The organism is Pseudomonas allokribbensis, assembly GCF_014863605.1.
Classification (GTDB): domain Bacteria; phylum Pseudomonadota; class Gammaproteobacteria; order Pseudomonadales; family Pseudomonadaceae; genus Aquipseudomonas; species Aquipseudomonas allokribbensis.
The window spans coordinates 4404760-4426316 of sequence record NZ_CP062252.1; the positions used below are offsets into that span (position 1 = coordinate 4404760).

A 21557-nucleotide genomic window follows, 5' to 3' on the forward strand; every position below is an offset into this window, starting at 1 on the left:
TGAAACGTTTTTTGCCAAGGATTCCCATGACCAGCCTCACGCCCAAAGACACTTTCGTCCCCGGACGCCTGCAACAGATCTCCACGCGCATCGCCTTCTTCATCGCCGGGCTCGGCATCGCGGCGTGGGCGCCGCTGGTGCCGTATGCCAAGGCGCGGGCCGGGCTCGATGAAGGGACGCTGGGACTGTTGCTGCTGTGCCTGGGCGTGGGCTCGATTCTGGCGATGCCGCTGGCGGGGATTCTGGCCACGCGGTTCGGCTGTCGGCGCGTAGCCACCGGCGGCACTTTATTGATCTGCGCGGCATTGCCGTTGCTGGCAACGGTGTCGTCGATCCCGGCGTTGATCGCCACACTGTTCATGTTCGGCGCCGGGCTCGGCACGGTGGATTCGACGGTGAACCTGCAAGCAGTGATCGTCGAACGGGCCAGCGGCAAGAACATGATGTCGGGTTTTCACGGCCTGTTCAGCCTCGGCGGGATCGTCGGCGCGGCAGGCGTCAGCGCCCTGCTCGGCCTGGGGCTGTCGCCACTGGCGGCAATGCTGGTGGTGGTCGTGGTGCTGATCGCGGCGCTGTTCAAGGCTGTGCCGCACATGTTGCCTTACGGCAGTGAAAGCTCGGGCCCGGCGTTCGCAGTGCCCCACGGGATCGTGCTGTTCATCGGCGGGATGTGCTTCATCGTGTTCCTCACCGAAGGCGCAGCGCTGGACTGGAGCGCGGTGTTTCTGGCGCAGGAACGCGGGATCGATACGGCATATGCAGGCCTGGGTTACGCAGCGTTTGCGCTGACGATGACGGCGGGCCGTTTGACCGGTGACCGGATCGTTCGCGCACTGGGCGCAACGCGGGTCATTCTGTTCGGCGGTCTGCTGGCAGCGGCAGGGTTGTTTCTGGCGACGTTCGCGCCGAGCTGGGAAGCCGCACTGGTCGGTTATGCACTGGTCGGCGCCGGCTGCTCGAACATTGTGCCGGTGCTGTACACGGCGGTCGGCAAGCAGACGGTGATGCCGGAAAGCATCGCGGTACCGGCGATCACGACGCTGGGTTATGCAGGCATTCTGGCGGGGCCGGCGGTGATCGGGTTTGTCGCCCATGCCAGCAGCCTGAGTTTCGCCTTCGGATTGATGGCAGCGCTGCTGGTAGCGGTGGCGATTGGCGGGAAAGCGCTGAAGGTCTGAGCCAACAAACATCAAGCGGTCGATGTTGGCTGAACTGACTGTCAGATCTGACAGTAGACACCGGTAGCCTGGGGTTCCAGCATGAGAGGAACCCTCTCTGGTGTTGAATCCGTGAAATCTCCCATCGTGAATCAGTCCATTGCCTTGATGCTCCTCATCGCCCTGAGCGGTTGCACCACGCTCGACGGTGCGGCCACTCAGGATTGGGGAGAAGGTGCAGCCAACCTCTCCCCTGCCGAACTTCTGAACAACGCAGCCGGGCGCTACGATCACTGGCAAGCCATTGCTCGCGTCCAGGTTGAAGGCGGTTCTGTCTGCTCGGGCAGCCTGATCGATACCCGAGGCGCAAACGATGACCGCAGCGGCCCGGCCTACATCCTGACGTCAGGACATTGCGCAAAAGGTGACGCTAACCGGTACATCGAAAACGCCCCGGCGTCCGGTCTCGTTACCTTCAACTTTTTCCAGGACACCCAGTCCCAACAAAAGCGCTACCCGATCATTGGAATCGAGTGGAGCACCATGCGAGGTCTCGACATTGCGATTCTCAGGCTTGATCGCACACTCAACCAATTGATGACCGATGGCATCACGCCGCTCAAAGTGGCGTCGCAACCACTGGCTGTCGACAGTGATGTGTTGGTGGTTGGCGCACCGATGGATGGCCATGTGCAACGCGCCGCCTGCCCTCAGGAACACAGTGCGGATGTTTTCGAAGCGGGTTGGGCATGGCCCGGACAATTCAGCAACCGTTGCCGGGAGGTACGGCCCGGCATTTCGGGTTCACCTGTCTTGAATCGGTACAGCAATGAAATCGTGGCGATCGTCGGCACCACAACGCAAGGCAGCGGGCTCTCACGTTGCTCTCGCAACGCCCCGTGCGAAGTCAACAAAGGGGAATCGATAAAAATACCGGAGACCAACTACGCCACCGGAGCAGCGCATCTGAACCAGTGTTTTACAGCCACTCATTTCAACCCGAAAAACTCTGCGTGCCCACTGGGCCGCGCGACAAATTTCGATCCCGTATTTGGTGACGTCTATATGAGGTTGATCCGTGGCGCGAATGGGGAATTCATCCCTTTGCAATGGAAGCAATCGTTCACCAGCGATCAACCGTTCTATCGGGTCAAGTTCGTAAGAACACTGGCGGATTGCGCACTTGATGTCGGTTATGGCGCTGTACATCCGAGTCATGGAGACGGATCAGACAGCTCAAGTCAGGAACTGCGTGAGGGGCCGGGTCTGTATTTCATGTGTGTGGTGGGGCAGCCACACAATGCAGGCCCTTCGCAGAGATGGGACGGCCGCAATGCAAGAATCTATTACCGCTGGGCTCTGGCAGAACCCGTCAAGACGCCGCCTGCCTACAGTGCATTTGAAAGTGCAAAGGATGAGTTCACCGTACAACCGTTCGGGATAACGCCGGATCTGGACGTCAGTCGCTACCTATACAAAAGTGGAGTACCCGAAGAGCTCGACTGCCAAGACGATGAAGGTTACAAGTTGGTCAGACCGCCGTTGCTGGACTTTCAGGTTTCGGTGGCGGATGGAAAGAAAAAAGTCTGCCTGAAGAGTACGGACATGGCGGGGAATCCATCTCCGATCGCGGACTTCACCGTGCCCACATCTGGCCAGTGACACGCCACCTGTTCTTGAGGCGTCGTGAAACAGGCGGCTGTCGCCAGCCGCCTGTCCTGCCGATCAGAACCCGACGCTGGCCTGCACGAAGAACGTACGCGGCGCGCCGACATACATCCCGGAGTTGTTGTCGCTGGAGCGGGTGAAGTACTGCTTGTCGAAGATATTTTTCACCCCGGCGCCGAGCTTCAGGTTCGACAGCTGCGCACCGAAGTCATAGCCGCCACGCACGTTCCAGGTCACGTAACCCGGGATGTCGCCGTACTGCCCGTCCGCCGTGCCTTCGGTGATGTAGTTGTTGCTGAAGCTGCCGTCGGCATTCACGCCGGTACCCGGCGAGCGCTGTTTGGACTGGGCGAACCCGTCGATGTTGTAGGTCCAGCGGTTGATGTCGTAACGCAGGCCGACAGTCGCCACCTGACGCGAGTAGAACGGCAGGTCGCGGCCCTTGAAGCCCGGGATCTCGCCTTCATAGGTCGCGCGGGTGTAAGTGAAACCGGCGTTGGCAGTCAGGCCATCGAGACGCGGATCCAGCGCAGCCATGTCGTAGTGTACCGACGCCTCGATGCCCTGGTGCTTGGTAGCGCCGAGGTTGGTCCAGCCTATGTCGTTGCTGATGTATTGCAGTTCGTCATCGAAGTCGATGTAGAACAGCGTCACTTCACCGCCCCAAACATCATCGTTGTAGCGAGTACCGATCTCGTAGGTCTTGGCTTTCTCAGGCTCCAGACCATTGGCGGTCTGATCACCCGAACCGCCCTGGCCGAGCTGGAAATACTGCAGGCTGCCGAACGAGGTTTCGTAGTTGGCAAACAGCTTCCATGCATCCGACAGGTGATACATCACGCTCAGTGCCGGCAGCGGTTCGTTGCTCTCGATGCTGCGGTTTTTCTCCGGTACGCGCTTGCCAGCAGTGTCGAGCACGGCGCGGTCGTGCCAGTCGGTGTTGATGTGCTCGAAGCGAATGCCCGGGGTGATGGTCCAGTTGCCGACGTCGATCTTGTTGTCGACGTAAACCGAATTGGCCTCGGTGCCGCCGGTGCGATCCTGGAACACATGGCCGTCGGACGACTTGGTCACTACCGGCTCATTGTTGACCAGCGCCAGACGGCTCGACTGCTCGTGCATCGCCTCTTTCAGGTAGCGATAACCGACGCTGACTTCCTGAGTGGTCGGGCCGACATCGAATACCCGGGAGACGCGTGGCTCGATGCCCAGCGTGTAGTAGGAACGCGGGTACGAGCTCAGGGTTTTCTGGTCGCGGGCGGCGATGGTGCTGCCACGGAAGCTGTCGGTGTAATAGGTCAGCACTTCCGCCTGGGTGCGCTCGTCGATCTGGCGGATCCACTTGAACGACACGTCCTTGCGGCGGCCGCTGAAGTTGTCGTAGTCGCGCACCGAGTCATACGGCTTGTCGTCGTACTGCTTCTGCGTCAGGCCGCCGGGCATGTCGGCGCTGGCGTCGTAGTAGTGGAAGTTGAGGCTGAAATCGTCCTGATCGGTCGGTGCCCAGTGGGTCTTGAGGAGCACGTCGTCGATGTCGTTGCCGTTGTTGCGCTCGCGATAACCGTTGCCGTTGACCCCGGAATACAACAGCGCCACGCCCATGCCGTTGTCGGCCGTGCCGCCGAGGAATGCGGTGTCGATGTGTTTCCAGCCGCCGTAGCGGGTGGTTTCCAGCGTGGTGCCGATTTCACCGGTGGCTTTTTCCGGGATGGCACGGGTCACGAAGTTGATCACGCCGCCGACGTTCTGTGGCCCATAACGCACGGAGCCGGCGCCACGCACGACGTCGATGCTGTCAAGGTTGCCGGAGGAAATCGGCGCCATCGACAGTTGTGGCTGACCGTACGGCGCGAACGCCGCCGGCACGCCGTCGATCAGCACGGTGGAGCGCGGCGACAGACGCGAAGTCAGGCCACGCACGCCCACGTTCAGCGAAATATCGCTGCCGCCGGTGCCGTTGGAGTCCTGCACCTGCACGCCCGGTACACGCTTGAGGACGTCGCTGACGTTCATTGCGCCCTGCTCGACCATGGCCTCGCGGCGGATCACCGTGCGCGCGCCCGGGTGGTTCTGTACCACGGCGGCATCGGCGTCGCCGAGCCAGTCACCGACCACTTTGATGTCGGTCACGCCCAGTTCCAGCGGGCCGTTGGCGGCTGCAGTCGGTGCTGGCGACAGGGTCACCGAACCTTCATTGATCTGATATTCCAGACCGCTGCCTTGCAGCAATTGGCGCAGCGCGTCTTCCGGCGAAAGATTGCCATCGACAGCCGGGGCCTGTTTGCCGGCAACCAGATCCGGGCTGAAAAACACCTGCAGCGAGGTTTGCTGACCCAGTTCGCTCAGCGCCTGACCCAGTGGCTGCGCGCGGATATGAATGGCGTCGGCCGCAAATGCCATCGGCATCGCAGCATTGACCGCCAGCGCGAGCGCCAGCGGCAACCAGGGGGATTTTTTGTTGTTGGCAGTGGTGTTTTTCACGTCGTACGCAGTCCTGTGGATCGCAAGTGAGTGCGGCTGTTAATGCAAACCAGTTGCAGTTGAACAGGAAGACGACGAACTCGAAAAAAACCTGAATTTTATTTTGAAATTATTTCCTGACTGCCGTCGGCGAGGGTCCGCACGGCCACCGGAAGGATGCTCGGCAAGGCCTTGAGCAAGGCATCGGTGTTGTCGGATTTGAACACGCTGGTCAGGCGCAGATTGGCCACCGTCGGATTGGCGACAGTCAACGGCTTGTCGCGGTAACGGGAAACCTCTTCAACCACTTCGCTGAGGCTGGCGTTGTTGAACACCAGTTTGCCGCTGCGCCACGCCGTCAGTTCCGTCGGGTTGACCGCGTAGGCCTGAGCCACAACGCCATGGGCATCGATATGAGTGCCGAGGCCGGCGGTCAGGTTGATGAACTCGTTGTCCGGCGCATGAAGCCCCTGCACCTTGACCGTCCCCTGCTCCACCGCGACCCGGGTTTGCGTCACGTCGCGGCGCACATCGAAGCGGGTGCCGGTGACCGTGACCTTGCCGCTGCCGGCCTCGACCACGAACGGCCGCGAGGTATCGTGCTCGACGCTGAACATCGCCTCGCCTTCGGTCAACTCGATCAGTCGCCGATCCTTCTCGAAACGCACCTGCAAACGGCTGCGGCTGTTGAGATCGATCACCGAGCCGTCCGGCAATGCCACATGGCGACGCTCGCCCAGCGCCGTGGCGAATTCGGCGCTGTAACCCGCCGGGTGATTCAAGCCACTGAACAGACCGAGCCCAAGCGCCACCGCGACCACGCTGGCCGCCACGGCATAACGCAGCAGCGGACGGCGTTCGCGACGTGCTGGCGGGGTTTCACACAGGGCCTTGAGCCGTGGCGCCGGCAGCAGATCCGCCGCCGTCCATAAGCCTTGCAGCAACTGGAATTCGTCACGGTGCTGCGGATGTTCGTTCAGCCAGGCGTCGAAGCGCCGGTATTGTTCGGCATCGACGGCTGGTTCCTGCAAACGCACAAACCAGCGTGCCGCGTCATCGCGCACCGTTGTTTGCCCGCACGCGCAATCACGAGTATCCATCATGGAATGTCCTGTTTGGCTGGGGATGAAAAGACGCCGCGGCTCATGATTGCGCCCCGTCCAGGCGATCACGCAGATGCCGCAGGGTGCGGATCATATACTTTTCCACCATGTTCTTGGACAGGCCCAGGCGTTCGGCGATTTCCGCCTGAGTCAGGCCTTCGATCTTCTGCCAGACGAAAATCCGCCGACAGTTGACCGGCAATTCGGTGAGCGCCCGCTCGATGGAATCGGCCAGCTGGATCGCATGCATGTAATGCTCCGGGTCACCGGTCGGCGACTCACTGAGATCGATCGCCTCCGACTCCATGGCACCCCGCCGGTCCTCACGCCGATAGCCGTCCACCGCGATGTTGCGCGCCGTCTGGTGCAAATACGCCCGGGGTTGCTGCACCGCCGACGAATCGGACTCGAGCACCCGCACAAAGGTGTCGTGCGCCAGATCCTCGGCCTGCGAGCGATTGCGCAGGCGGCGGGTCCAGGTGCCGATCAACTCTTCGTAATGCTCGAGAAAGCCGGGTCTGCGGGGCAGCATGGGGATCATTGCGGCGTGCTGGGGAAAGGGGCGTGAATAGTAATGCTTCCTATTAAGCCCCGCAAATCATTCCGGCTTGGCACCGACTGAAGGATAATGCGAACTCTGATCCGCGATGCCGAAATAGCCTTCAGGCAGTGCAAGGTAGTTATAAAACGGATTGACTTCGAGATGGGTGTATCCGATCGCGATCAAATGAATATGGTCCCGATGAAGACCAATGACCTCGGCCAGCGGTTCGGCTATCGCCCTGTGCATGTGAGGATTGGTCCTGTAACCAACCACCGCGTCGTGGTATTTCGTGCACAGGTTCATGAAAAGCTCACCTTTTTCAGGCTGCAGGCAGTCTCCGTTACCAAAGTAGTCTTCGTGAACCTGGATCACTTGCCCCGCTATTGTCTGCGGTGTGGGAAGCAGGCTGTGCCGGAAATTCTGCAAATTGGCATCCTCTTCTCTCAGCAAGCCCGCTGCCGCAACCCGCGCTGTCACTGTACACATCTCATCGACCAGCCGTTTCGGCAACCGAGCGGGTGCCAAATGGCGATTCATCACGAAAATCCCCATGGCGTTCAATATTTCATCGGAAATCGGCAGCTCCCAGCCCCTGACTTTGTGGTGACCAAACACAGGTGCGAAAAACCAGGGTACCGAGTCTATCTTGACGTCTCTCTGCGTTTTTTCGACGTGGCAGTAGACCTGATTGGCGATCACCTTCGGCTCCAGAATCCCCCACCACTCTTCGGTCTTCGTCCATCCGAAAGGGGGGTTCCCATGACCATCTCCCGCCAGAAATGCCAAGGGAGTACAGTCCGGAAATTGCGCCTGGGCCTCTGCCAGGCTATTCCTCTTGGCGGGGGCAACCAATGCACCCTCCTCGACCCACCACCTGCCAACCTTGACGCCCATGATGTCGCTTCCTGTCAGTCCATTGCCGTGAGAGTGCGCTTCAATACCCTAGTCCGTCCCCAGTGGCTTTGCCATCAATCACCCGGGCCTTGATGATTCCTCCTTGCATCTCGTCGCAATCCATCAACCCCACCCCCGTCCCGCACCCTAGATTAGATCCCACAACAACACGCCGCCCCGAGCGGCCCGCTACCGTGGAGATCGCCTCATGCACAGTTTCCAGACCCGCAAGCAGCACAGCCCGGTCGACGCCTGGGATCAGCAGGATCCGGAGCAGGCCTTCACCCTGCCCTCGCGCTATTTCTACGACGACAGCCTGTTTCGTGCCGAGCGCGACAACATTTTCATGAAGGCCTGGCATGTCGCCGGGCATGTCAGTGAGTTCGCCGAGCCGGGGCAGTTCGTGGTCACCGACCTGTTCGACCAGAGCGTGGTGGTGGCGAAGAATCGGCAGAGGCAGATCTACGGTTTTCACAACGTCTGCCAGCATCGCGGCAATCGCTTGCTCGAAGAGCGCCGAGGCACTACCAGCGGCGTGGTGCGCTGCGCCTATCACTCGTGGTGCTACGAGATGGACGGCAGCCTGCGCGGTGCGCCGCGTTGCGAACGGATGAAGAATTTCGAACTGGCGCAGTTCAACATTCCGCAGGTGCGCACCGAAGAACTCGGCGGCTTCATCTACTTCAACCTCGACCCGAATGCGCCGTCGCTGCGGGATCTGTTCCCCGGCGCGGACGAAGAAATGCGCCGGGGGTTTCCAGACCTGACCGACATGCGCCTGATCGAGGAACAGGACGTGATCGTGCCGGCCAACTGGAAGGTGATCATGGACAATTCCATCGAGGGCTATCACTTCAAGCTGTCCGGCCCGTGCCACATCGACCTCGCCCGACTGATCGACTTCAAGGGTTACGAGTTGATCAAACGCGACAACTGGTGGACCTATGCCGCACCGGCCAATCTGTCGGCGACCGAGGCTTATGGCGTGCCGCTGAAAAGCGAGCCGAATCCGCAGGAATGCTTTTTCAACATCGGCATGTGGCCGAACAACACCTTCTACACCTTCCCGTTCTCCGAGTTTCTCGGCTCGTTCATCATGATTCCGCTGGATGCCGAGCGTTCGCTGCTGCGCTTCGGTTACTACTCCAGCAACCCCGAGACCGCCGCCGTCAGCACGGCGTGCATGAAGTGGATGAACGAAGACCTCGGCCCCGAGGACATCGCCCTGAACATCTCGGTGCAAAAAGGCCTGCGCTCGCTCGGCTATGACCAGGGCCTCTACATGATCGACGCCCAGCGCAGCAACGAAAGCGAGCATCTGGTGCATCACTTTCATCGGCTGGTGTTCAACGGCATTCACGGCCACACCGTGGACTGATCCGCCCTTCCCTCGCCATTCGTTAAAAAGGAGCAAACCATGGACGAAACCGGGTTTGATTACCTGATCGTGGGCGCCGGCTCGGCCGGTTGCGTGTTGGCCAATCGCCTGAGCGAAGACCCTAACGTACGCATCCTGCTGCTGGAAGCCGGCCCCGAGGACAAGAGCTGGACGATCGACATGCCATCCGCCGTGGGCCTTGTGGTGGGCGGGTCGCGCTACAACTGGCGCTATCAGTCGGAGCCGGAGCCTTACCTCGACGGCCGGCGGATCGGCACGCCAAGAGGCCGCACGCTCGGCGGTTCATCGTCGATCAACGGCATGGTCTACATCCGTGGCCATGCCCGGGATTACGACGGCTGGGCCGAACAGGGCTGCACCGGCTGGAGTTATCGCGAAGTGCTGCCGTACTTCAAGCGTGCACAGACTCACGCCGACGGCGGTGATGACTATCGCGGTGCCAGCGGCCATTTGCACGTCACTCCCGGCGATGTCGAAACACCGTTGTGCGCAGCGTTTATCGCGGCCGGTGCCGAGGCCGGTTATGGCGTCAGCGAGGACTTGAACGGCTATCGGCAGGAAGCCTTCGGCCCGGTGGATCGCACCACGCGCCACGGTCGGCGCTGGAGCACTTCGCGCGGTTATCTCAGCGAAGCCTTGGCTCGGGGCAACGTGCGGGTGATCACCGATGCGCTGGTGTTGCGCATTCTGTTCGAGGGTCGGCGGGCCGTCGGCATCGATTACGAACAGAGCGGCGAAACCTGCACCGTTCGCGCCCGTCGTGAAGTGCTGCTGACCGCCGGGTCGATCAACTCGCCGCAGTTGCTGATGCTCTCGGGCGTGGGCCCGGCGGCAGAACTGCGCGACCTCGGGATCAGCGTCGTGCACGACCTGCCGGGCGTCGGCAAACGCCTCAACGATCACCCGGATGCCGTGGTGCAATTTCGCTGCAAGCAACCGGTGTCGCTGTATCGCTGGACCACTGCGCCGGGCAAATGGTGGATCGGTGCGCGCTGGTTCGTGCGTCACGATGGCCTGGCGGCAAGCAATCATTTCGAGGCCGGCGCGTTCCTGCGTTCCCGGGCCGGCGTCGAGCACCCGGATCTGCAACTGACCTTCATGCCGCTGGCGGTGCAACCGGGCAGCGTCGAGCTGGTGCCGACCCACGCGTTCCAGATCCACATCGACCTGATGCGCCCCACCAGTCTGGGCAGCGTGACCCTGCACAGCGCCGAACCGCGGCGGCCGCCGAGGATCTTGTTCAACTACCTGAAGACCGCACAGGACCGTGCCGACATGCGCGCCGGCGCACGACTGGTGCGCGAAATCCTCGACCAACCGGCGATGGCCCCGTTCAAGGGTGAAGAACTGGTACCGGGACGTTCAGTGCAGACCGACGCCGAGCTCGACGCCTGGGCGCGGCAGGTCACGGAAACCGGCTACCATGCCAGCGGCACCTGCAAGATGGGGCCGGCGGGCGATCCGGAAGCAGTGGTCGATCCACAATTGCGGGTGCATGGCCTCGTTGGCTTGCGGGTGGTGGATGCGTCGATCATGCCGGTGATCGTCAGCGGCAACACCAACGCACCGACAGTGATGATCGCGGAAAAGGCCAGCGACCTGATCCGCAACCTCGCGCCGTTGCCAGCCCTCGATGTACCGGTGTGGATCAACCCGCACTGGCAGACCGGACAACGATGAAGCCGAGATGGTGATGACCCGATCCGCTGAAGCTGTACTGCAAAACGGCGCACCGCTGCGAGTGGCGGTGCTGTTGTTGCCGGCGTTTTCCAACTTCGGGCTGGCGGCGGTGCTGGAACCGCTGGCCATCGCCAACTGGCTGAGCCAGCGCACGCTATTCGAGTGGACGCTGTTGTCCTTGCAGCCCGGCCCGGTGACCGCCAGCAACGGCCTGGTGAGCATCGCCGAAGCTGGCTTGAACACTGAACAGGCCTTCGACGCCTGCGTGGTGCTGGCCAGTTTCGAGGTGCATCAACACAGCCGCAACCCGGCGCTCAAGAGCTGGTTGCGCAAGCAGGCGCTGTTCGGTTCGGTGTTGATCGGCGTGGAAACCGGCACCGAACTGCTGGCCGCTGCCGGCGTGCTCGACGGCTACGAAGCGGCGGTGCATTGGGACAACCTGCAGGGTTTTCAGGAGAGTTACCCCAAGGTCCGCGCCCGACCGCAGCTCTACACCCTCGAACGCCAGCGCCTGACCTGCGCGGGCGCCACCACCATTCTCGACATGCTGCTGGGCTGGATCGGCCAGCGCTTGGATGCGGACCTGGCCCGGGAAATCGGCCTGCACCTGTTGATGGGCCAGATGCGCGCGCCGGCGGACAATCAGCTCGACGGTGGTCTGGGCAACAGCGGGATGTACGGCAGCAAGATCCGCCGCGCCGTGCAGTTGATGGAAAAGGCTCTGGAGGAACCGCTGGACTGCGAAGCAATTGCCAACGAAGTCGGCCTGTCTCGGCGGCAACTGGAGCGCCAGTTCAAGCATCAGACCGGGCTCTCGCCGCTCAAGTACTACATCACCCTGCGTCTGGCCCGGGCGCACAACCTGCTGCAACAGACGCAGATGAGCGTGGCCCAGGTGGCAGCGTGCTCGGGGTTCGGTTCGCTGGAGCATTTTTCCCGCACTTACCGTGCGCGGTTTGGTTGCCCGCCGAGCGAAGATCGGCGCCAGGCGTGGAGCGCGCCGGTGATGCGCCAGCCACTGAGCAAGGCGCACTTGCCGCAGGAGTGAGTCACTGCCGGTACGCCGGCTCTTCCTCATCGAGGATGTTCATCAACGCTGCAAAATGCTTGGCCGCAAACCCCGGATAATCCAGCCATTGCCGACATGTCTTGCGCGCCACTTCATCGCTGGCCACCCGCAACTCGCGCCCGGTCGCCAGTGCGGTGATGTACACCTCACAAGCCCGCTCGAAGTAATACAGATCATCAAACGCCTGAGCCACGCTCGGCGCCGCGACCAGCAATCCATGATTGCCCATCAGCAGGATCGGTTTGTCGCCGAGCAGCCTGCTCACCCGCTCCGCCTCTTCCCCAAGCCCCATGCCGTCAAAGCCGTCATCGATCGCCACCCGCTCGAAAAACCGCATGCTGTTCTGCTCGATCGGTGGCAGCCGCGAGTCCTTCAGACAAGCCAGCGTCGTCGCGTATTTGCTGTGGGTGTGGAGGATGCAGCGGGCCTGGGGCTGGTTGCGGTGCAAGGCGCTGTGCAAGGCCCAGGCGGTGATGTCCGGTGCGTCCGGGCGGTCGAGACTGGCCGGATCGTCGGCGTCGAGCAACAGCAGATCACTGGCTCGGATGCGCGAGAAATGTTTGCCGTAAGGGTTGATCAGAAACTCGCGACCGCCCGGTGAGGTGGCCACGCTGAAATGATTGGCGATGGACTCGTGCAGGTTCAGTCGCGCGGCCCAGCGCAGGGCGCAGGCCAGCTGGATTCTCAGGGTCGGGATACTGTCGTTCATGGCTCGGGCGCTCCCGGCAGGCAGGGGTTTTCGTCCACTGTAAACGCCTGAAAAGCCCGTGCTTGACGGTAAGCGGCAATGGCTGCCGTTTTTTGCAGACCTGGCAAAAGTCACAAATCAGTTAATTGACAGGGCTGTTTTATGCGCCTACGTTACCCGGCGAAGTGTTACCAAATGCTTCAACCTCACAACAAGAAACACCGCCAAGGATTGGCGTCATGCAACGGTTCCAGCCCCGCCTGACACACTTGGCGCACCCCTGAAAAACTGAAAACGGCGCTTGCCGTCGATTCCGGACCTGTCGCTTTCGCGCCAACCGGAATGGGCACGGTATTGCCTGCCGAAAACCCGACGCAACGGAAGAAAGGATGACTCTTATGCGTGACGTACACTCGTGCCCGCTTTCCACGGCACAGCAGGAAGTCTGCCTGGCCATCAGCCAGAACCACAGCAACCTCAACTACCATCTGTGCGATGTCATCGAACTGCGCGGCGAGCTGAACCTGACCTGGCTCGAAGCCGCCATCGGCGCGCAGTTCCGCCAAACCGACACCCTGCGCGCCACCTTCAGGACCGACCCGCAGACCGGCACCTTCGCCCAATACATCCAGCCCATCGATACCCTGCCAGCCAAGGCCTTCGAGCATCTGGACGTCAGCGACCAGCCTGACCCCGAAGCCGCCTGGCGCCAGGTGCTCGACCACCTGTTGCAAACCGACATGGACCTGCAACACGGCCCGTTGATCCGTTACGTGCTGATCCGCCTCGCACCCCACCACCACCGCATGATTGAACTGGCCTCGCACCTGGTGGTGGACGGGTTCGGCCACGGGATTCTGTTCGGCAACATCACTGCCCACTACAACGCCCTCAGTCGCGGCGAAGGGGTCGAGCCGTTGACGCTTGCGCCGTTGTCGAGCGTATTCGAGGCGCAGGAGGAATATCGCCTCAGCGAGATGCACAACAAGGATCGCACCTACTGGCGCCAGTACTGCCTGAAGATGCCCGAGCCGACCCAACTGGTGCCGGGCGATGCGCCGCTGATCCGGCTCAATCGCCTGCGCAAAGTGTTCGGCGGCAGAACCCTGCAACGCCTGCGCGCCGCCGCCAGCGAACACCAACTGCGGCTGTCGAGCATCCTGCTGGCCCTGTGTGCGACCTACCTACAGCGCATGACAGGCCAGGACGAACTGGCCCTCGGCATGCCAGTGGCCGCGCGCCAGCTCAAGGCCCTGCGCAACGTGCCGTCGATGGTCGCCAACATCCTGCCGCTGCACCTGTCGTTCAACGCTGAGAGCACGGTGCTGACGGTGGCGGCCAACCTTCAGCGGCAACTGCGCCATCACTTGTTGCACCAGAGCTACCGCAGCGAAAGCATGATCCGCGACCTGCACGCCGAGCGCGGCAACAAGCCGCTGTTCAACACCCTGCTGAACATCGTCGCCTACGATCAGGGGCCGGGGTTTGCCGGGTGCGAAACCACCCTGCAGAACGTCGCCAACGGGCCGGCGGATCATTTGGGCATCGACATCTTCGACCGTCACGCCGATGGCCGACTGGAGATCGGCTTCAATGCCAACGCCGACCTGTACTCCCCTGAAGCGCTGGAGCTGCATTACCAACGCCTGACCGCGCTGTTCGAACGTTTCGCCACAGCGCCCGAAACCCTGGCGGCCGACTACGATCTGTTTCTGCCCGACGAACAGCAGCGTTTCTACTCGCACCCGCAAAGCGATGCGCCGTTGCCGGTATTCGCCGAGGCCTTCGCCGAGTCCGTCCGCGAACATGCCCAGCGCCCGGCGCTGAGCCAGGGTGGGCGACACCTGAGCTATGCACGCCTCGATGACGAGGCCACCCGACTGGCCGCGCATTTGCGCGAACGCGGTGTGCAGGCCGGTGACTGCGTGGTGGTGATGTTCTCCCGCAGCCTCGAATGGGCGGTGGCCGCCGTGGCCCTGTTCAAACTCGGTGCCTGCTATGTACCGGTGGACCCGGACCTGCCCGAGGCACGGATCGAACACATCTTCAGCGATGCCGATCCGGCGGTGGTGATCGTCGCCCCCGGCAGTCAGCTCAAAGTCGAGATCACCGCCGACAAACAGCTGTGGCTGAACACCGAGTTCCTGGCGCAACTGCCGCCAGCCAACGAGCCGTTGGCGCCGTTCGAAGCAGGGCTGCCGGGCTACCTGATCTACACCTCCGGCTCCACCGGCAAGCCCAAGGGCGTGGAAGTCACCCAGCGCAATCTGGTGCCGATCGCTCGCACCGCCATCGACGCCGCGCAGTTGCAGCCCGGCGCGCGGGTGCTGCAATTCATCGCCGCCGGTTTCGACATGTCGGTGCTGGAAATCATGATGACTCTGTTGGCCGGTGCCGAACTGGTGATCACCGACAAAGTCACCAGCGCTCCCGGCCGGGCCCTGGCGCAACTGGTCAAGTGTGAAGCCATCGATTTGCTGGTGATGACACCGAGTCTGCTGGCCTGTCATCAAACCGAGGACTTCCCTCAGGACACCGTGCTCATGCTTGGCGGCGAGCCGTGCACCCCGGCGCTGCTGGCGCGTTTCTCCCATTGCCGCCTGCTCAACGTTTACGGCCCGACGGAAACCTCCTTCGCCACTTCGATCAACGCGCATTACGGCGCCGGTGATCTGTCCATCGGACCGGCCACCGCCAACACCCGTCTGTACGTGGTCGACAACCGCCAGCGCTTGTTGCCGCCGGGTGCCTGGGGCGATCTGTTCATTGGTGGGCCGGGCGTCGCGCGGGGCTATCGCAATCGTCCCGACCTCACGACCAAGGGCTTTGTCGCCGACCTGCTCGACGCGCAAGACACCATGTACCGCGCCGGCGACCGGGTGTTTTTCGATCATGCCGGGCGCATTCACTACCTTGGCCGGCAGGACAACCAGATCAAGCTGCGCGGTCTGCGCATCGAGCTGGACGAGATCAAGAACGTCCTGCTCGGTTGCGCCGGCGTCGATGACGCCACGGTCATGCTGCGTGAACTGGCCCACGGTCCGGCCATCGTCGGCTATGTGGCGAGCAAGGATGAAAGCCTCGACAGCCAGCAACTGAAACAGGCGCTCGGCCGGCACCTGCCGCAACACATGGTGCCGAGCGTGATCATGCGCGTGGCCGAGTTCCCGTTGACCCCCAACGGCAAACTGGCCGTCGATCGCCTGCCCGCGCCGACGCGGCAGGACGCAGCCGAACTGTCGCCTGCGCAGACCCCGGAAGAAGCGACGATGTGCAACCTGTTCGCCGAAGCCCTGGGCTGCAGCGAAGTGTTTGCCAACCAGAGTTTCTTCGACCTCGGCGGGCATTCGTTGCTCGGGTTGCAACTGGTCAGCCGGATCAAGGAACAGTTCGGCATTGCGCTGGGCATCGCCGATTTCCTCGCAGGACCGACCCCGCGACAACTGGCCCGACGCCTGCAACACAACACCGGTGCCAGCGATCCGTTCGACGCCGTGCTGGCACTGCGCACCGAAGGCAAGCGGCCGCCGCTGTTCTGCATCCACCCCGGCGGCGGGATTGCCTGGCCCTACGCAGGACTGCTGCCGTACCTGCCCGAGGATCAACCGCTGTACGCGTTGCAATCGCCGATCCTGCGCGATCCGACGCGGGTGATCGAGTCGCTGGATGAACTGGCCGAGGAATACCTGCAACGCATCATCGAGCTGCATCCCGAGGGGCCGTATCAACTGGCCGGCTGGTCGGTGGGTGGCAACCTGGCGTTGCGCATGGCGGCGATGTTGCAGGCCCGGGGACGTGAGGTGAGCTTCCTCTGCATGTTCGACAGCTACCCGCTGCAAGGTGGCCCGGCCTCACTGAAACTCGACGATGCGATGATCATCAGCCGCATGACCCGCGCCATCGTCGGCACGCCACGGGCCGGTCTCAAGGGTCTGAAAAGTGCGATGGAAGAAGTGCTCGGCAGCCGGCAGATCGGCGACGAGTTCCTGAGCCGTCTGGTCGACGATTCGAAGCGGATGCTGGAGTTGCTGGGCAGGACGCAGTACGAACAGTACCGGGGCGATATGTTGTTCATCCGTGCCACCGCAGACATCCTGCGCCAAGACGAACAGCAGCCGTCGCTGTGGTCGCCGTACATCAGCGGCGAGCTGATCCGGCATGACGTCGAAGCCCCCCACGAGTGCCTGTTGCAGCGTCAGTACCTGGAGCAATTCGGCAAACGCTTTGTGGAGGAACTGCTCAAGCGGCAGACCGTTCAAACGCTGACCGCGGTTTAACCGCTACAAAAAAAGGTGGGAGCCCGTTACCGGGCTCCCACCTTTTTTATTGCCGACGAATCAACCTCTTTCGTCGATCCCCGCTTGCAGGGACTGGCTGTCCAGGTGACCGCTCAAGGTCACCGGGCCGACTTTCAGGTTACCGTTTTCAAGGGAAACCTTCGGTGCGTTTTCTTCGGTTTTGTGCGGCAGATCCAACCCGGCTTTCACGCCGTAGTCGCGGTTGCTCAGGTCGCTGCTGCTGACCTTCGAACCACCCAGATCGACGTTGCCCCCGGTGGCGGAAATCCGCGCGCCGGTCAGTTGCGTAGCGCCGCCGACAGTGAGGTTCACACCCTGGCTGCCGCTGATACCGGAAGCCTGTTTCACGCTGTCCTTGTGCGCGTATTCGCCGTCGACTTTCAGCGTTGGCTTGTAGTCGGTGCCGGCCAGCTTGCCTTTGTCATCCGCGGGCGTCTTCTTGGCGGTCAGGCCCAGATCCACATCGACCTTGGCATGAGTGCTGGTGTCCTGACGGCTTTCGACCGTCAGATCACCGGCCACTTTGCCGCTGACGTCGCGCGCATCGATCCGCGCACCGCTCAGGCTCGCATCGCCCGCGCTGTTCAGCACCACAGTGTCAGCCTTGATCTGACTGTTCTGCTGGGTGGTGCCTTGCAGGTAGTCCACGCCGACTTTGGCCCCGGCATTGAAGCCGTGATCGCTGCTGACTTTTTCATCGGCGGCAGTCGGGGTGCTTTTGCTCAGATTGCCGCCGGCGTTCAGCGCAACGTTCCAGTTGTTGCGGTTGTCGCTGGACTGCGCGGACTCCTGAACGAAGCCGCCCTTCTGCGCGTCGATGTTGACGTTTGGCGCGCTGACCTGAGTGCCTTGCAGGCGCACCGAGTCGCCGCTCAGCGCAATGCCGTTCTGGCTGTTGAGCTGACCACCGGTGAGGGTCTGCGTGTTCTCGTTGACCCGACCGATGTTGAAGTTGCCGCTGAGGTTGCCGCCCTGATCACGGCTCTTCTCGCTGCTGGTTTTGCTGCCGCCCGCCTTCAGGCCACCGCCGAGATTGCTGCCGGTGGCGACGTGCGTGTCGGTGGCCGCTTGCAGGTCGAGCTTGCCGTCGGCCTTCAGGTCGATGTTGCCGACGCTATCGATCTTCGTGCCTTGTTGAACCTGATTGCCGCCGCTGCTCAATTGCACCGGGCCGTTGCCGCTGATGCTGGCGACATGCGCCTGGGTGTCGGTGGTCTGGTTGCCTTTGTGATCGAGCTGGAACCCGGCGCCGAGATCGACATTGGTGCCGTCGGTGCCCGGCAAGGTGCCGACGGTCAGCGAGCCGTTGCCACGCAGGCTGGAGCTGTCGCTGCTCTGACGGTCGTTGGCCTGATTCAGGGCCAGATCACCGCCGGTCTTGACGCTGACACCGCCCTGCCCGCCGTCGAAACGACTGCCTTCGAACTGTGCGTCGCGGGCGACATTGATGTTCACGCCCTGATTGCCAGCGTAACCGCCGACCACCGCCGTGGCGCTGTTCTTGCTCGACTGGCTGCTGCCGCCCGCGCCGCTGCCGGCCACGTTCACGTCTTCACCGGTCTTGGTGTAGACACGCACATCGACCTTGGCATCCACAGAATTTTCGGTGCTGCTGCGGGTGTTGTTCGCGGCATCGGCCACCAGTTTGTCAGCGCTGATGTTCACTTTGCCGGCGCTGGCGTTGTACTGGGTGCCCTGGTCGTGCAGCGTGCCGCCGACCTTCACGTCCACGGTCTTGCCGTCGAACTGGCTGACCACGGCGTTGCTGCTCTGCTCGGTTTTATCCGCGCTGGCATGACCGACCGCCACGTCGATACCGACGTTCGGCTGACCGAGATTGGCCAGTGCGTCCTTGTCCGGCACCTTGCCGTCGAGCACGTCTTTCACCGCGCCGGCAATCGGCCGGGCGATGTCTTTGTACTCGACGTTGGCGCCGATGTCTGCCGACCAGTTGCTCTCCTTGTGGGTGCTGCTCTCGGTGTTGCTGGCGGCACGGTTGTCCACTTCGTTGGCGGCGACGTTCAGACCGTTGCCGGACTTGAGTTGCGCACCCTCGGTGACGAGTTTGTCAGCGTTGATGTTCAGGCTGCCGCTGCTCTGCACACCGGTAGTTTGCGCGGTGGTTTTGCCGGTGGTGTCTTGCGAAGTGCTGTGCGAGAAGTCCACGCCGCTGCCCGCGCGGTCGAGGCCGCCGGTGTAGTAGAAACCGCCGCCGGTGCTGCGGGTCTCGGTCGAAGTATTGTGGCTGTCCTGCTCGGCCAGCAACGAAACGTTCTTGCCGCTCAGGGTGGTGTCGCCGGCGGTGGACTTCACCTCGGCGCCCTTGAGCGTCACATCGCCGCCCGCTTTCACTTGCACGCTGCCGCCGCTGAGGCTGGAACCCTGCTGCGTGACGTCGTTGGCGGTGACGGTTTGCGCCTTGTCTTCGTAATGCACGCCGGCGCGATATTGCTCCGCCGTCTGCTCCTTGGCATAAGCGTCGAAGCCACGGGTCTGTGTGCTGTTGCTGCTGTCGTGGGTGTTCTGCGTCGAATGCACATTCACATCACCCGCCGCATCCGCCGTCAGCGAACCGCCGGCCTTGACCGTGGAGCCGGCGACTTCGATGTCCTTGGCGCTTTTCAGCTTGAGGTTGCTGTCCGACACCAGCTCGCTGCGCACCGTGGTGCTGTCCTTGCTGTTCTGCCGGGACTCGTCCTTGGTGATGCCGAAGAACTTGCTGTCCTTGTCGTGGTTGTTGCTGTGCGAGGTGTCCTGCACGCCGTCGATGGTCAGCGAACCGTTGTCGCTGATCACACTGGCGTCCTGGCCGCCACGCACCTGGCTGCCGCTGATGCGCACGTCGTCTGCCTTGACCACCAGTTTGCCGGCCGCGTTGATCTTGCTGCCCTGATGCTGGGTCTGGCCCTTGTCGGCGTCGCCGGTCTTGCCGAAGAAACCGCCGCCGACCAGATCACCGGAATAGCGGTTATCGCTGCTGCGGTTAGTGCGGGTCGCGGTGGTGACTTCCACTTGTTTGCCGGCCAGTTGCAGATCGCCGGCGCTGTTCAGCTCGGCGCCTTCGGAGCGCAACAGTGCAGCGGTTTGCAGCGCAATGTTGCCGCCCTTCAACTGACTGGTGACGCTGCGCTGCTCTTCGCTGCTGCTGTCCCAATCGGCTTTCCACAGGTGCTTGCGGTGCTTGCCCTGATCGGTCTGGGTGTGGCTTTCAGTGGCGGCGGTCAAACGCAGGTCGCCGCCGCTTTGCACGCTGAGGTTGTTCTTCGCTTCGACCTTGGCGGCTTTCAGTTCGGTGTCTTTGCCGGACGACAGTTGCGCGTCGCGGCTGGCGACGATCTGGCTGCCGTGCTGGCGCGAATCGCTGTCGGTCTTGGTGCGCTCGTAGGTTTCCCAGGTGATGCCGATGGTGCTGTTGTTCCAGTTCTCGCGCTGTTCCTGGAGCTTGCGGCTCTCGACGGTGGTCAAGGTCAGATTGCGTTTGGCATCGACCTTCACATCACGACCGCTGACGTCGGTGGCGGCCAGCGTCAGATCCTTGCCGCTGTGCAGACCGACGTCGCCCTGGCTGCTGCGGATGCCGGCGCGGGTCACATCGAGGCTGTCCGGGATCGCCTGGCCGCTGACGCTCAAGTCGCCAGCCGAACGAATCTGTACGCCGTCACGCCCGGCGACTTGCACAGCCCCGACCTTCACGCCTGCACCTTCAGCGGTACTGACGATGTTGATGCGCCCGGCCTGCATCGCGCCGAACAGGCTGGCGTCGATCCGTTGATCGGTGGTGTTGCCCGCCGGGTCCACGGCTTTCACCTGGCCGCTGGCGTAGTCGATCTGATTGCGCCCGACGGTGAGGTTCAGTTGATCACGCGCAGTGATCGCACCCTGGCTGTCGATGCGCGGTGCGATCAGGTTGATCGAGCCTTCGCCATTGCGCAGCCCGCCGCCCTGAATCTGCAACTGACCGGTGGCGTCACGGGTGCTCAGGGCTTGCAGCTTGCCGTCGTTCAGCTCGGGACGGCCGACCACCAGATTGGCGTTCGGCGTGTTGATGAAACTGCCGCCGTTCACCGAAATGCCGTTCGGGTTGGCGAGCACGTAGTCGGCGGAGCGACCGAAGATTTCCTGGGCGCCGTTGATGGCCGACGGGTTGCGGCTGATCACTTCATTGAGGATCACGCTCGCGGCCTGACCCTGCAATTGCGGGTTGGCCGCCAGTTGTCCGGCGAGCTGCGATTGCCCGGCCTGCAAGGCGTTGTTCAGCACCAGGCCCTGACGGTCGACGTTGTAGTCGAGGAACTGGTTGTGCGACAGGCCCGAACCGTTAGGCGCCACGATATTGATGATGGGCACGCCGCCCTGGTTCTGCAATTGCGCGGTGCCGCCGGGGCCGGGTGTGACCACCACACCACCGGCCATGGCGCCCGGCAGATGAGCGACCAGGAACAGGCTGGCGATGGCCCAGCGCAGTTTGCCCCGTGGGGAAAGATGAAACGCAAAGGTATTCATTGGCATAAAAAACTCTCCATGTAGTGCGGCATCACGTTGCGCGTTGAGTAGAAGGCCACGGCTGTCGCGCTCAGGTCCGATGGCTGTTGTTCAC

Annotated in this window: 12 protein-coding genes; 6 read left to right on the plus strand and 6 right to left on the minus strand. The window is 62.4% G+C overall.

The genetic code is table 11. The features are described 5' to 3' along the window. Positions 1-26: 26 nt before the first annotated feature. Together IF199_RS20100 and IF199_RS20105 are read left to right on the plus strand one after the other, a co-directional pair. On the plus strand, positions 27-1178 hold the full coding sequence (locus IF199_RS20100) for an MFS transporter (protein WP_096822008.1): 1152 nt from the start codon (positions 27-29) through the stop codon (positions 1176-1178). A 111-nt stretch (positions 1179-1289) separates the two neighbouring features. Then, positions 1290-2819, plus strand: coding sequence for a trypsin-like serine peptidase (locus IF199_RS20105; protein ID WP_244142408.1), 1530 nt, complete (start codon positions 1290-1292; stop codon positions 2817-2819). Positions 2820-2882: 63 nt separating this feature from the next. Here IF199_RS20105 and IF199_RS20110 read toward each other — a convergent pair whose 3' ends face one another. The 4 genes from IF199_RS20110 to IF199_RS20125 all read right to left on the minus strand — a co-directional run bounded on the left by IF199_RS20110 (position 2883) and on the right by IF199_RS20125 (position 7826). Further along, the gene (locus IF199_RS20110) at positions 2883-5306 is read right to left on the minus strand and encodes a TonB-dependent siderophore receptor (protein WP_192558520.1); all 2424 of its coding nucleotides are present in this window, start codon (positions 5304-5306) and stop codon (positions 2883-2885) included. Between the two features lie 98 nt (positions 5307-5404). Further along, a complete protein-coding gene (locus IF199_RS20115; protein ID WP_192558521.1) occupies positions 5405-6388 on the minus strand; it encodes a FecR family protein in 984 nt (327 codons plus the stop codon). A 40-nt stretch (positions 6389-6428) separates the two neighbouring features. Further along, positions 6429-6929 carry a sigma-70 family RNA polymerase sigma factor gene (locus IF199_RS20120; protein ID WP_045121794.1) on the minus strand — a complete coding sequence of 167 codons (501 nt, stop codon included), beginning with the start codon at positions 6927-6929 and terminating at the stop codon, positions 6429-6431. A gap of 57 nt (positions 6930-6986) precedes the next feature. After that, positions 6987-7826 carry a hypothetical protein gene (locus IF199_RS20125; RefSeq protein ID WP_192558522.1) on the minus strand — a complete coding sequence of 280 codons (840 nt, stop codon included), beginning with the start codon at positions 7824-7826 and terminating at the stop codon, positions 6987-6989. Between the two features lie 208 nt (positions 7827-8034). Between IF199_RS20125 and IF199_RS20130 the strand changes: the two genes are divergently transcribed. From IF199_RS20130 to IF199_RS20140, 3 genes are read left to right on the plus strand one after another with little or no spacing between them, the layout of a single operon-like run. After that, on the plus strand, positions 8035-9204 hold the full coding sequence (locus IF199_RS20130; protein WP_192558523.1) for an aromatic ring-hydroxylating oxygenase subunit alpha: 1170 nt from the start codon (positions 8035-8037) through the stop codon (positions 9202-9204). Positions 9205-9243: 39 nt separating this feature from the next. Continuing rightward, positions 9244-10905 (plus strand): choline dehydrogenase, encoded by a 1662-nt coding sequence (locus IF199_RS20135; protein ID WP_192558524.1) that lies wholly within the window; start codon positions 9244-9246, stop codon positions 10903-10905. 13 nt (positions 10906-10918) lie between these two features. Next, entirely contained in the window at positions 10919-11953 is a 1035-nt protein-coding gene (locus IF199_RS20140; RefSeq protein ID WP_192558525.1) for a GlxA family transcriptional regulator, read from the plus strand. 1 nt (position 11954) lies between these two features. On the opposite strand, the gene IF199_RS20145 is transcribed toward IF199_RS20140, so the two are convergent. Continuing rightward, a complete protein-coding gene (locus IF199_RS20145) occupies positions 11955-12683 on the minus strand; it encodes a class II aldolase and adducin N-terminal domain-containing protein (protein ID WP_192558526.1) in 729 nt (242 codons plus the stop codon). A 377-nt stretch (positions 12684-13060) separates the two neighbouring features. Here IF199_RS20145 and IF199_RS20150 point away from each other — a divergent pair, with 377 nt between their 5' ends. Further along, positions 13061-16939 carry a non-ribosomal peptide synthetase gene (locus IF199_RS20150; protein ID WP_192558527.1) on the plus strand — a complete coding sequence of 1293 codons (3879 nt, stop codon included), beginning with the start codon at positions 13061-13063 and terminating at the stop codon, positions 16937-16939. A gap of 60 nt (positions 16940-16999) precedes the next feature. Here the strand turns inward: IF199_RS20150 and IF199_RS20155 are convergent, their stop codons facing one another. Then, on the minus strand, positions 17000-21469 hold the full coding sequence (locus IF199_RS20155) for a hemagglutinin repeat-containing protein (protein ID WP_192558528.1): 4470 nt from the start codon (positions 21467-21469) through the stop codon (positions 17000-17002). Between the last annotated feature and the right edge of the window lie 88 nt (positions 21470-21557).